The following is a 12,688-nucleotide window of genomic DNA, read 5'->3' on the forward strand; positions in this document are numbered from 1 at the left end:
ATTGTCCCGGTACTTTGCGAAAGGAAAGGTCACTGACAATGACGGATTTCGCTGAATCCGAAAGGGGAACGTGATGTGGCGAATTGGGGCTATCGACGATCACGATTCGGTGATCGAAGGCTTGCGGGCCTTTCTCGCGGATTCAGCGGATATGCGGTTGGAGAGGGGCGCACACTCGGTGTCGGACCTGCTCGCGCAGCTCGGTTCGGATCGGCTTGATCTCGTCGTCCTCGATCTGCGACTCGGTGACGGGTCGTCTCCCGCCGACAACATCGATGTCCTGGCGGGCGCAGGTATGTCCACGTTGATCTACACGTCGGGCGACGAGCCCTACCTGGTACGCGAGGCTGCGGCCGCGGGCACGCTCGGCGTGGTGCGGAAGAACGCCACCAAAGCGGAGGTGTGCGCGGCCATCCGGGCCGCGGCATCGGGTTCTACTGTGGCATCGATGGATTGGGCGGCCGCACTCGACTCCGACCCGCACTTCGTGGATCTCTCGCCGCGGCTCCGAGAAGTGTTGGAGCTCTACGCCTCCGGCGGTTCGGGTGCGCACGTCGCCCGGGTCACCGGCCTCGCGCCCGATACGGTCAACGAGTACATCGAACGCATCCGCGCCAAGTACCGCGAGGTGCATCGAGACGCCCCCACCAAGACCGACCTGTACAAGCGGGCTGTCGAAGACGGCTGGCTGCCCATGCCGCGGCGGGACTCGGGCGACTAGCGAACAGCGACGGTGTCCCCAAAATCTGGGGCTTTCCGGAAGTGTCGCTCACTGGGATCGTTCGGGTTGTGGCGCTTGGCGTCTCGGGCCTTCGGGCTCTCCTCGACGAGAAGGATGGGCGATGACCAGGGCAAGAGGGAACGGGTCTGCGCAGAGGGTGCGGGCGGCCGCGGCCGGTGTGGGGATCGGGGCGGTGCTGTTCTGGGGTGGCCAGGCCGCGCTGGCCCCGGCGGCGGCATGGGCCGAGCCCGCGGGATCATCGGGCTCAGCAGGTTCGTCGGGCTCGGCGGTGGGTGCGGACGGATCTGCCTCCGAAAGCGGGTCCGGTAGTGACACCGACCCGGCTCCGGCCGTCGGAGGCGAACAGTCCGGCACATCCGAACAGTCCCACACTTCCGGCGACGGGGTTGCGCCCGACACCGCACCCGAGGCATCTCCACAGCCGGAATCCCCGGATGCCACGCAAGTCGACACGACACCCGCGGACTCCTCGCCGCCGGTGGCTTCCATGCCACCAGCCGAACCGTCTCCGGTCACCGCGCCCCGGCAGCCCGAAGCAGGTTTGCCGAATCTGCCTCCGGTGCTCGGCAATTCGTCCCCGAGCGCCTCGCCCGCGCCGGTGGAGGTACCCACTCCCGCGCCCACCACGGCCCACGTTGCCGCGACTCACCCCGACACCGAGACGTCGACCGGGCTCGACGCGCCAACGGTGCAGAAGCCAACGGTGCAGAACGAGCCTCAGCAGGTCTCCGCCATCGGGTATGCCACCACCGAGATCGCTCAGCAGGGGATCGTGGTGGGCTCATCGCCGGCACCGACGACCACCCACCATGGCGTACCGGTGGTGAATGCGCCGACGAAGTTCGTTGCGACGGTGCTGAGTGTCTTGGGATTCAATCCGTTCGCCTCGCAGGATCCGAGTGCGCCGGCTCCGGCTCCCGCGCTGGTGTTCGCTTGGGCGGCATGGCAACAGGTCAATCGGCGCTTCTTCAATTCCTATCCTGAGCTCTCGCCGTCGACCCAGGTGGTCGACACCTCCACCGGTGTGGTGGCCGGTTCGCTCGGCGCCACCGACCCCGATGGCGATGTGCTGACCTACACCGTGGTGACCCAGCCCGACACGGCACTGTGGTGATCAACCCGGACGGCACCTACATCTATACGCCCGACCCCGCGTACGCGCACTCGCTCACCGACCCCGCGAGCACGGCGGCCACGACCGACTCGTTCACCGTCACCGTGTCCGACGATTCGCCCTCCAACGCCCCGCACTGGCATCTGCTCTCGGCCACGTGCGCGTCGGGACAGAGTGCCTCGCTCACCGTGCCGATCACCCCGGAGAATCAGTCACCAACACTCACCGTCACCTCGACCACACTTCCCACCACCACCGTCCAGCTCACCCCGGGCAGCTCCCCCAACGGCGTCACGATCAGTGCGGACGGCAAGTACGCCTTCGTGGGTGAGACCAGCGGGGACAAGGTGGTCATCATCGACGCCGATCCCACCAGCCCGACCTACAACCAGGTTGTCGCGGAGGTACCGGTCCAGGCCGCGACCGGGGCGGTGGCCACCCCCGACGGCAAGACCCTCTACGCGGCGAGTTGGAGCGCGGCCAACACGGTGAGTGTGATCGACCTCGATCCCGCGAGCCCCACCGCGGGCACCGTCGTCGCGGCCATCCCGATCGACGACGAACCGCAAGACCTGGCGATCAGTCCCGACGGCACCACTCTGTACGTCACCACCGACACCGGCGTCCGGGCCATCGACGTCACCGACGGCTCCACCCAGGGGACGGTCATCGCGAACTACCTGCCGGATCGCAGATTCGCGGGGGCGGCAGTGAGTCCGGACAACACCAGGCTCTACCTCACCGGTGGAAGCGAGGTGTCGGTGATCGACATCGACCCGGACAGCAGCACCTACCAACAGGTGATCGCCACGATCCCCGCACCGGCGGCCACCGGGGCGGCGGTCAGCTCCGACGGCACGATCCTCTATGTCAGCGAACAGAACGCCAAGACCGTCGTCGCGATCGACGTCGATCCGCAGAGTCCTACGTACAACCAGGTGATCGCCACCTACCCGCTCGACGCGAAACCCTACGACGTCGCGCTCACGCCCGACGGCACCCGCTTCTACACCGTCAATTCCGGCGACACCGTGACGGTCACCCCGACGGGCGTGCTGGCCGGAACCGCCGCCGGCTCCGACGCCGACGGAGACCCCCTGACGTATGCGATCACCGGTGGGCCGACGCACGGCACCGCGACCATCGACCCGGCCACCGGCGCGTGGACGTACACTCCCGACACGGTGGGATCGGTGGTCGGCGACAGCTTCGTCGTCTCCGTCGACGACGGGCATGGCGGCGTCACCTCACAGACGGTCACCACCAACGCGGCGCCCACGATCACTGCCACACCCACGCAACAGGGCGCCGCCACGGTGTACACGGTGCACACCTCCGACGCCGACGCGGACACGGTAACGGTGGTCGCAAGCACTCCGGCCCACGGCACCGTCGTCGACAACCACGACGGAATCTGGACGTACACAACGGATTCCGTCTACGCGCACCAACTCACCACACCGGGCTCTGACAGTGTGACCTTCACCGCGGCCGACAACCGTGGGGGCACCACGTCGACAACGGTCACCCCGACGATCAATCCCGTCAACCAGGCGCCGACGATCGGCTCGTCGACCTCGACGAGCAGCGTGGTGAGTGCGTCGACCACCGTGGCGGCCGGGAAGTACCCCTTCGGTGTTGAGGCTCTCAGCCCGAATGGCGCCACGATCGCGGTAGTCGACTTCAACAGCAACCAGGTGAGGATCATCGACGTGCGGACAGGGTCGTCGTCCTCAGTCCCGGTGGGAACGGCTCCGGCGTTCATCGCGGTCAGCCCCGACGGTGCCCAGGCCTATGTCACCAACGCCAGCACCGTGTCGGTGATCGACACGGCCACCGGCACCGCCATCGGTGCCAAGATTCCGGCGGGGAGCAACCTCTGGGGCGTCGAGGTGAGTCCCGATGGGAAGTACGTCTATGTTGCCGGGGAGAATTCCAACACGGTGTCGGTGATCGATGCCGCGTCGGCGCACGTCATCGCGTCGGTCCCGGTGGCAAGTCCCTACGGTGTTGCCGTCGCGCCGGACGGTTCACGCGTCTATATATCGAGCCCATCTGCGGGTACGGTCACTGTGATCGATGCCGCGACCAACACCGTCGAACAGACCATCTCGGTCGGCGGGTTTCCGCAGGGTGTGGCGGTCTCGCCGGACGGGAATGTCCTCTACGTCGCCAATTCCCAGTCCCAGTCGGTGTCGGTTGTTTCGCTCGATCCGGATGATCCGGCTACGTATCGCACTGTGACCGCGACGATCCCGGTCAGCGGTTCGCCGCTACAACTCGCGGTAAGCCCAGATGGGAAGAGGCTCTACACGACGGCGGGTAACACAGTGGCGGTCATCGACACCGAAACTCATGAGAACCTCGGGCAGATCAGCGTCGGTACCAACCCTATGGGGATTGCGCTGAGCCCCGACGGCACCACCCTGTACGTCGCCAACTCCGGCGATAACACCGCCACCGTCGTCCCGATCGGCGTGACCGGCACCGTCACCGCGACCGACGCCGACGCCGACCCAGTCACCTACGCCGTGACCACCGAGCCGACCTCGGGCATCGTCACTCTCGACCCGGCCACCGGAAAGTGGCTGTACACCAGCGACACTCCGGGCACTTTCGCCGCCGACAGCTTTGTGGTGACGGCGTCGGACGATCATGGACTGTCCACCTCGACAACGGTGACCATCCCGTCGACGGGTGCGGTGAACACCTGATCCCCGCCGTCATTCGACTGCCCGACGAACGTAACCGGCGGCGACTGCGGCTCGAATAGTCCGGTGTGAGGGTGCGGCACACGGCCGCCCCGCGAAAACCGGGAGACACCATGCGGCGACTCGTCACCCAACCGCGCACGACGCAACATCGCGTCGCCGCGTTCGCTCTGGCCGCCGCAGCCTGCACGCTCGGTCTGACCGCATGCAACGCCGACACCACGTCGGCGGCACCGAGTACGACCACCCAGACCACCTCGGTGGTCACCGTGACCACCACCGTCGCCGCACCCGCACCCGGGGTAGGGGAAGGTGACACCGGTTCGCCCACAACCGGTTCCGATGCCGGCGGGTCGGGAGGGCAGGGCGGCGGAACCACGGTCCACACCGGCGGACAGACCACCGCTCCCCCTGTTACGCCCGGAAAGGATGTGAACGCATCGGCGTTCGTCGGCGAGTGGCTACGACACGCCAGCCACCTCGATATCAACGGCGACCGCACCGGCGAACTGGCGATCGGTTCCGGCGCCGTGGACGTGGAGACGTGGTCGCTCACCTGGGTGCCGCTGGGGCGCGGGATCGTGCTGACGATGGGGAATCAGATCTCGAAAACCGGTGCGGGCGTAGGCGACATCACTTCGGGTCAGACGGTGACCGCCCATCTGTCGACCGGCGCCCACGACGGCGCCACCCTGGTGACCAACGGCCTCGGCGATACCGGCGGGCCGCTCACCTGGTGCAGCGAAGCATCGGCGGGCACACCGGAATGTGGTGCATGAGAAGCGCGGGAGGCGGATACTCGGGTGCATGGGTAAGGCTCTGGCCGCTGCGTGCGTAAGCGTCGCCGTCCTGGCCGGAATCGTTACCGGCCCTGGGCAGGCGGACGCGAAGGTGGCTGCCGGAACCTACCGGTGGTGCAACATCACGGAGAACCACGTCAGAATGCCGGTGCGAATGTGCCACGTCGTCACCGTTCGCAACGGTCGCGTGTACCTCACCCGCGACATGTCCAGCCGGATCACGTCGACGCCCACCGGTGGTTATTCGGATTGGCCGGGGGTCAGGTGCGTCGTCCGTCGGACGTACTTCGGTTATCGCGGAACGTGTTTCAGCAGCGTGCCGCGGATGTCGGACACGTTCGTCATGACCAGGATTGCGGGCTGAACCCGCTCGATCCGCCTACAGCCAGTCGCGATGCCGGAAGTTCACGTAGAGCGCAGTCACGATCACGACGATGAGCACCGAGCTCACCACGAACCCCGACCACTGCGAGAAGCCGGGGTAGGGCACGTTCTGCCCGTAGAAGCCGGTGATCGCAGTGGGCACGGCGATGATCGCCGCCCATGCGGTGAGCTTCTTCATCACCGTGTTCAGCCGTGCGTCGGCCAGCGAGAGGTTCGTCTCGAACACCGTCGACACCATGTCGCGCAACGATTCCGTCCACTCGGCCGCCCGCAACGTGTGGTCGTAGAGGTCGGCATAGTGCGGATCGAGTTCCGAGTTCGCATGTTCTCGTGCGCGATGCCGTTCGATGGTGGCCAGCACCTCCCGCATCGGCAGGATGACGCGCCGCAGCACGACGAGGTCCTTACGCAGATCGTAGGTCCTCATCTGTAGTGCGCGGTTGGGGATCCTCTCGTCGAACAGCATCTCCTCGAGGCCCTCGATCTGATCGTCGAGACGCTGCACGGCGTCGAAATGACCGTCGACCACCACGTCGAGCAACCCGTACAGCAGCGCGCTGGGGCCGAGTCTCGCCGCATCGATCTCCTCCCAGCGATCGACCACCGCATCCATGTCGAATCCCGGCCGCAGTCGCACGGTGATGAACGCGTTGCCCTTCATGAAAATCGAGATCCTGTGTAGTGAGAAGGATTTCGATTTTCGGTCGCGCGCGATCGGGCCGGCGACCACCGGCGGTGGTGCGTCATCGTGGTCGCCCTGCTGCTCGGTGAGCGGGTGGTCGACGTCGCCGACGCGGTCCACGGCATAGACCATGACGAACACATGGTGCGCGTAGGTGACCGCCTTCACGCGCTCTGCTGCCGCAATCGTGTCTTCGATGGCAAACGGGTCGAGGTCGAGTTCGTCGGCCAGATCGTTGAGGGTCGGGTGCGAGGGGCAGTCGAGATCGGCCCAGACCAGTGTGTCCGGTTCGTCGATGAGGTCGGAGATCGATGCCAGATCGAATCCGTCGACCTTCTCTCCGTGACGCCAGATCTGACCTCGCACGTGCTCGGCTCCCATGGCGCCATCGTGCCACGCACGCGCAGGCCTCGGGCGTGACCGGATCGGGCGACCTGCCATGATCGGCGCATGGCCCAGCGCATCGCCTCACTCACCGGTGTCCGGGCGATTGCCGCACTCGCCGTCTGCTTCACCCACGCCGCGTTCTGGACCGGGCATTACACCGACGACTACCTCGGACGCCTCTCCGCCAGGTTCGAGGTGGGCGTCACCGTCTTCTTCGTGCTTTCCGGCTACCTGCTGTTCACGCCATGGGTGCGCGCGGTGCGCGCCCACACGCCCACACCCGACACGGGTCGCTACCTGTGGCATCGCGCCCGCCGCATCCTGCCGGCGTACTGGGTCACCGTGATCGCGGTCTACCTGCTCTACGCGGTCTACCTGCCGGGCGGTGAGGCGCCGCAGACCGGTACCGGCTGGTCGGGATTCTGGCGCAACATGACGCTCACCCAGGTCTACGGGCTCGGACACCTGCATTCGGGGCTGACCCAGATGTGGAGCCTGGCCGCCGAAGTGGTGTTCTACCTGCTGCTACCGATTCTCGGCTGGCTGCTGATCGTCGTGATCTGCCGCCGCCGCTGGCGCCCCGACCTGCTGATCGGGGGGCTGGTGGCGGTGGCGATGATCAGCCCGGTGTGGGCAGTGGTGGTGGCCGGCAGCGAGGGGGTCAATCCCACGGCACGACTGTGGGCGCCGGCGTTTCTGAGCTGGTTCGTCGTTGGGATGGCGCTCGCGGTGATCGCTCCGCTGGTCAGGGCCTGGCGCACGTGGACGTGGCTCGCCGCGGCGGGGATCGCGTTTCTGGTGTCCGGGTCGGCGATCGCGGGGGAACCCACCATCACGCCGACCACCGCGTCGGCGACGATCGTCAAGCACGTGCTCTATCTGGTGGTGGCCATCGGACTGGTGGGGCCGCTCACCGCCGCCGACCAATCCAGCGGCTGGGCCCGCCTCTGCGGCAGCCGCACCGTCGAGTGGCTCGGCGAGATCTCCTACGAGTTCTTTCTCGTACATGTGATCGTGCTCGAAGTGGTGATGGATCTATTGGGGTGGCGGGTCTTCACCGGCAACATCGTGGTCGCGTTCGTGCTCACCACCCTGGTCAGCGTGCCGATCGCCTGGGCGTTGCACCGTGCCACCAGGCCGTTGTGGGCGGCCCGAACCCCGAAACTGCTCGAACAGCGCAGGTAGAGTGGATATACGGGTGAGTGATCGCAGTTCACCCACTCTTTCCATACCCACCGGCGCAACCGAAGCCGGTCGAGTCGAGAGCAACGTGATGGCCCAGAGCAGTATCCCGGACCCCGGTGCCGGTCGGCCCGTGCCACATCGGAATGTGACGGCCGCCGACATCCGCGCGTGGTGCGACCGCTCGTGTGTGCCCGGCGATCGCGGCGAGCTGTCGGATATGAGCGCGTTGCTGGTGGCGTCGGGCTACCTGACTCCGGGCGGCCGGGCGATCCTGGTGCGGCGCATCTCCACCGGCCTTCCCGTCCCCGACCTGCCTGGCGGATTCTCCGAGCTGCGTCGCCTGCAGCGGACGATCATGCAACTCGAACACCAACTCGACGGTTCGATGGTGCCCGGCGTGGTGGCGGCCGTGATGCGAAACCGGCTCAACGGACTGGTGCGACGCCGCGAGGAGGCACGCAAGGCGGTCGTGACCGCCAAGGGTGTGTTCGCCGGCAGCACCCGGGCGATCCGCCGGGAACGCCGCGAGAACGTCTACCTCGAGATCAACGAGCGTGAGCGACTGTTCGCCGGACTGCTGTGCACGCCCACACCCAACGTCAACACGGCACACCCGGTGCGACGTGCCGGCAACGTCGCCGTCGAACGGATCGCGGGCGTGGTGGGCCAGGTCGCGAGCAGATCCGGCTATCCGCAGGCGGAACAGTGGGCCGCGCAATTCGCCAACAACTCCGCGGCCGACGGACCCGTGGGCAGCCCCGGCTCGTCGTACTTCGTGGACGGCTACGAGACGCTGCTGTTCGTGGCGGCCCACTACTACGACCGCATCGTGATCAACCCGGCCTGGCGTTCGGATCACTTCGAGGTGCAGCGCACCCAGGTGAATCTGCACGCCGAACTCGCCGAGATCGCCGCGGACGTGATCGCACTGCGCGCGGTCCGGATCGACCTGGACCGTGCCAAACGCAACGGCGGATTCGACCGGGCGTTCGCCGAACAGATCGACCAGCGGGAAACCGTGCTGCGCCCGGTGTGGACCGAACTGATCGACCGGGTCCAAGCGCTCGCCGAGGTTGCCCACGTCGTCGAATCCGCTGCGGTGGAACTGCAGATCCTGGCCGAGTACAACAAGGCCGCCACCATCGACGACCGTATCGATGCGCTCATCGCGCGTTCGGGCGACCGGGAGATCTCGGTGGACAACGCCAAGCGGCTCACCGAACAAGTGCGCAGCGGCGAGGAGCAACTGCGGATCTACCGCGATGTGCTGCAGGGAAACATCGCACGCATCTCGCCGGCGGTCCCACGCGAACTGCCCGCGCGGTACGAACCGTCCTGAGGGGCGTCAGCGGTCGCGTGCCGGATCGGCGTTACCTGTCAGCGCGACCATGACCTCAAGTAGTCCTTCTCGGTCGGGGTGAGACGACGCAGACTGTGGGCCTCGATGTCGACCACGGCCATCTGCGTGCTCGCCACGCACGCCGCCCGCTGCGCATCGGGTGCCTCACGGCCCCGGATCTCGTAGCCGATGGTGAAATCAACCGACCGAAAACCCTTGATCCACATGCCGATTCGCAGTGGGGAGTCGTCGTGGCGTAGCTGGCTCTGGTACCGGATGTCGACGTGCACGATCATCGCGCTCTTGATCAGCGGAACGTACTCGTCACCCGCGGTGAGCAGCCACTGGATGCGGGCTTCCTCCATGAGGGTGACCATCCGCGCGTGGTTGATGTGACCAAACGCATCCATGTCCGACCAGCGCACCGGAATCTGCGCGGTAAAGGCGAACTCACCGGCGCCGAGGCCGCCGCCACCTGCGGGTATCGCAGACCCACCAGAATCATTCGACGTCGTCACGGATCTCAACTCTATGTCGATCCGGTGCGGACGGAACTCGCGGGTTTGACGCGTCGTTCACGGTCAGTACGCTGGGCGGCGTACCCAACCCTGTTACGTGTGGGGCTGGTGTGACTATCGGAAGAGGTTCCCATGGTGAGGCGCGTGTTGGCGGCGGTCGCGTTGACCTGTGCCGCGCTCGCCGCTGCGCCCGGCCTCGCGCAGGCCGCGCCGAAGCCGCAGCCGGTTGCCAAGATCGCCAAGATGCAGACGCTGAGCCCCCTGCGCACCGACATCTGGGTGTATTCGCCGTCGATGAAGACCCGTATCAAGCTGTCGGTGCTCACCCCGGCGTATGCGTCCGGGCCGCGCCCCACCGTCTACATGCTCGACGGGGCCGGTGCCGACGGGGATGTCAGCGACTGGATCACCAAGGGCCATGCGGGCCGGTTCTTCGCCGGCCAGAACGTGAACGTGGTGCTGCCCACCGGCGGAAAAGGCAGTTTCTACACCGACTGGCAGAAGGTCGACCCCAAGGTCGGCAAGCCGATGTGGGACACCTTTCTCGCCAAGGAGCTACCGCCGGTCATCGACAAGCAGTTCCACGGCACCGGCCGTAACGCGGTGATCGGTCTGTCGATGGGTGGGCAGGCGGCGTTTGCGCTCACCGTGCGTCATCCGTCCCTCTATCGCGGTCTGGCGTCGCTGTCGGGTTGCCCGCCGGTGTCGGGTCCGGCCAATGAGGCGTATGTGCGGACCACCGTCGGCCGCGACGGTGGCAACGCCACCAACATGTGGGGACCATTCGGTTCGGCCGGCTGGAACGCGCACGATCCGGCGCAGCATCTCGATGCGCTCCGCGGCAAAGACATCTTCATGTCCGCGGGCTCGGGTGCCATCGGCCCGCTGGACCTGCAACGCAAGATCGGCCCCGATGAGGGTCCGCCGGAAGCGGTCACCGCCTCGTCCTCGGCGCTCGAACTCGGCGCCTACCGCTGCTCGCTGGAGTTCGCGGTGACCTTGCGTTCCAACAACATTCGCTACACCGATGGCTTCCGCCTGATCGGAACGCACACCTGGGCGTACTGGGAGCAGGACCTACCCGCCGCGTGGCGCACGGTCTCCCGGAGTCTGTACTACTGACTTCCCGTCGAGCGTGCCCGGATCTCTGTCGAGCGTGCCCACATCCGCGTCGAGCGTGCCCACATCCGCGTTGAGCGTGCCCACATCCGCGTCGAGCGTGCCCGGATCTCTGTCGAGCGTGCCCGGATCGGTGGTTTCGACAAGCTCAACCAGCGGGCGGAGGAGTCGAGCGTGCCCGGGTCGGTGGTTTCGACAAGCTCAACCAGCGGGCGGAGGAGTCGAGCGTGCCCGGATCCGCGTTGAGCGTGCCCGGATCGGTGGTTTCGACAGGCTCAACCAGCGGGCGGTGTGCCCGGGTCGATGGTTTCGACAAGCTCAACCGGCGGGCGGTGGTTTCGACAGGCTCAACCGGCGGGTGGTGGTTTCGACAGGCTCAACCGGCGGGCGGTGGTTTCGACGAGCTCAACCAGCGGTCGGTGGTTTCGTCAGGCTCAACCTGCGGGCGGTGGTTTCGACAAGCTCAACCAGCGGGCGGTGGGGTTGGGCATGCTTGCTTAGTGCCGCGAGGCCCAGTCCTCGGCGAAGGCCAGGAACACGTCGTTCTCGCCGATGTCGGTCACGGTCACGCGCACACCGTCGCCGGCGAAGGGGCGGATGACCACACCCGCTTCGATCGACGCGGCCGCGAAATCGAGTGTCTTCTCGCCAAGGTCGATCCACACGAAGTTGGCCTGCGAGTCGGGCACCCGGTAGCCCGCGGCGCGCAGTCGCTCGGTGACCCGGGTGCGCTCGGAAACCACGTCCTCGGTACGGGTCAGCAGTTCGTCGCCGGCCCGCAGGCAGGCCACCGCGGCGGCCTGAGCCACCGAGTTCACCGAGAACGGCACATGCGCTTTGCCGAGCGCGACGATGACCGCGGGATCGGCGACCGCATATCCCACGCGGAGCCCGGCCAGTCCATACGCCTTGGAAAAGGTGCGCAGGACAACGAGATTCGGAAACTCCACACGCAGCTGAATCGCGTCATAGCGTTGCGACGACGTGGGCCGCATGTACTCGTAATACGCCTCATCGAGGGCGACGACGATGTCGTCGGGCACGCGTTGCAGGAAAGCGCGCAAATCGTCGGCGTCCACGACGGTGCCGGTGGGGTTGTTGGGGTTGCAGACGAAGATCAGTCGGGTGTGCTCGGTGATCGCGTCGGCCATCGCGGCGAGGTCGTAGGTGAGGTCGCCGGTGAGCGGAACCTGGACGGGTGTGGCACCCACCAACCGCGTTGCCAACGGATAGGTTTCGAAGGAGCGCCACCCGAACAGCACTTCGTCGCCGGGGCCGCTGGTGATCATGATCAGGTTCTGACACAAGCTCACCGAACCGCATCCCACCTGCACTTCGGCTTCGGTGACCCCGAGGTGCTTGGCCAGCGCGGCGGTGAGCTCGACCATCCCGTTGTCGGGGTAGCGGTTGACGTCGGCTGCCGCGTCGGCGATCGCGGCACGCACGCTGGGCAGCGGGCCGAAGGTGACTTCGTTACTGGCCAGCTTGATCGCACCGGGAAACGTCTTGCCGGGCACGTAGGCGGGCAGGTCGTCGAGGTCGGGACGGATGCGCAGGCTCACCCGTCAAATGTAGGCGTGCGCGCGCAGAGGCTCAAAAGTGATCCGGTGAGGGGGCGGCTCACCGGGTCGGCCGGGCATCGGGAGCGCGCGACAAGGCGGTTTGCTTCGGGCCGCCGACGGTGTGTAACCTAACGCTTCGGCAGTT

At 66.7% G+C, this 12,688-nt stretch carries 10 protein-coding genes; 7 read left to right on the forward strand and 3 right to left on the reverse strand.

Annotated elements, in window-relative coordinates:
• The first annotated feature begins 73 nt into the window (after window positions 1-73).
• The 4 genes from ACWDTD_RS11610 (at window position 74) to ACWDTD_RS11625 (ending at window position 5,346) form a co-directional block, all read left to right on the forward strand.
• Window positions 74-721 (forward strand): response regulator, encoded by a 648-nt coding sequence (locus ACWDTD_RS11610; protein WP_449747261.1) that lies wholly within the window; start codon window positions 74-76, stop codon window positions 719-721.
• Window positions 722-842: 121 nt separating this feature from the next.
• Window positions 843-1,856 carry a hypothetical protein gene (locus tag ACWDTD_RS11615; RefSeq protein WP_449747262.1) on the forward strand — a complete coding sequence of 338 codons (1,014 nt, stop codon included), beginning with the start codon at window positions 843-845 and terminating at the stop codon, window positions 1,854-1,856.
• Window positions 1,853-4,570: a beta-propeller fold lactonase family protein gene (locus tag ACWDTD_RS11620; RefSeq protein ID WP_449747263.1), complete on the forward strand. Its 2,718-nt coding sequence runs from the start codon at window positions 1,853-1,855 to the stop codon at window positions 4,568-4,570. The genes ACWDTD_RS11615 and ACWDTD_RS11620 overlap by 4 nt, the downstream gene beginning before the upstream one ends.
• A gap of 110 nt (window positions 4,571-4,680) precedes the next feature.
• Window positions 4,681-5,346 carry a hypothetical protein gene (locus tag ACWDTD_RS11625; protein WP_449747264.1) on the forward strand — a complete coding sequence of 222 codons (666 nt, stop codon included), beginning with the start codon at window positions 4,681-4,683 and terminating at the stop codon, window positions 5,344-5,346.
• 400 nt (window positions 5,347-5,746) lie between these two features.
• Here ACWDTD_RS11625 and ACWDTD_RS11630 read toward each other — a convergent pair whose 3' ends face one another.
• Entirely contained in the window at window positions 5,747-6,814 is a 1,068-nt protein-coding gene (locus tag ACWDTD_RS11630; protein WP_449747265.1) for a magnesium transporter CorA family protein, read from the reverse strand.
• A 69-nt stretch (window positions 6,815-6,883) separates the two neighbouring features.
• Here ACWDTD_RS11630 and ACWDTD_RS11635 point away from each other — a divergent pair, with 69 nt between their 5' ends.
• Both ACWDTD_RS11635 and ACWDTD_RS11640 read left to right on the forward strand, forming a co-directional pair.
• Window positions 6,884-8,005: an acyltransferase family protein gene (locus tag ACWDTD_RS11635; RefSeq protein ID WP_449747266.1), complete on the forward strand. Its 1,122-nt coding sequence runs from the start codon at window positions 6,884-6,886 to the stop codon at window positions 8,003-8,005.
• 88 nt (window positions 8,006-8,093) lie between these two features.
• On the forward strand, window positions 8,094-9,344 hold the full coding sequence (locus tag ACWDTD_RS11640) for a hypothetical protein (protein ID WP_449747399.1): 1,251 nt from the start codon (window positions 8,094-8,096) through the stop codon (window positions 9,342-9,344).
• Between the two features lie 38 nt (window positions 9,345-9,382).
• Here ACWDTD_RS11640 and ACWDTD_RS11645 read toward each other — a convergent pair whose 3' ends face one another.
• Entirely contained in the window at window positions 9,383-9,829 is a 447-nt protein-coding gene (locus ACWDTD_RS11645) for an acyl-CoA thioesterase (RefSeq protein ID WP_449747400.1), read from the reverse strand.
• A gap of 165 nt (window positions 9,830-9,994) precedes the next feature.
• Between ACWDTD_RS11645 and ACWDTD_RS11650 the strand changes: the two genes are divergently transcribed.
• Window positions 9,995-10,984 (forward strand): alpha/beta hydrolase, encoded by a 990-nt coding sequence (locus ACWDTD_RS11650; RefSeq protein WP_449747267.1) that lies wholly within the window; start codon window positions 9,995-9,997, stop codon window positions 10,982-10,984.
• Window positions 10,985-11,478: 494 nt separating this feature from the next.
• Here ACWDTD_RS11650 and hisC read toward each other — a convergent pair whose 3' ends face one another.
• Window positions 11,479-12,543 (reverse strand): histidinol-phosphate transaminase, encoded by a 1,065-nt coding sequence (hisC, locus tag ACWDTD_RS11655; RefSeq protein ID WP_449747268.1) that lies wholly within the window; start codon window positions 12,541-12,543, stop codon window positions 11,479-11,481.
• Between the last annotated feature and the right edge of the window lie 145 nt (window positions 12,544-12,688).

This window comes from Gordonia sp. NPDC003425, assembly GCF_053588635.1.

Bases quoted from the DNA above. Each gene is read 5' to 3' on its own strand.
- ACWDTD_RS11610 (WP_449747261.1), top strand. From the start codon at position 74: ATGTGGCGAATTGGGGCTATCGACGATCACGATTCGGTGATCGAAGGC.
- ACWDTD_RS11615 (WP_449747262.1), top strand. From the start codon at position 843: ATGACCAGGGCAAGAGGGAACGGGTCTGCGCAGAGGGTGCGGGCGGCC.
- ACWDTD_RS11625 (WP_449747264.1), top strand. From the start codon at position 4,681: ATGCGGCGACTCGTCACCCAACCGCGCACGACGCAACATCGCGTCGCC.
- ACWDTD_RS11630 (WP_449747265.1), bottom strand. From the start codon at position 6,814: ATGGGAGCCGAGCACGTGCGAGGTCAGATCTGGCGTCACGGAGAGAAG.
- ACWDTD_RS11635 (WP_449747266.1), top strand. From the start codon at position 6,884: ATGGCCCAGCGCATCGCCTCACTCACCGGTGTCCGGGCGATTGCCGCA.
- ACWDTD_RS11640 (WP_449747399.1), top strand. From the start codon at position 8,094: ATGGCCCAGAGCAGTATCCCGGACCCCGGTGCCGGTCGGCCCGTGCCA.
- ACWDTD_RS11650 (WP_449747267.1), top strand. From the start codon at position 9,995: ATGGTGAGGCGCGTGTTGGCGGCGGTCGCGTTGACCTGTGCCGCGCTC.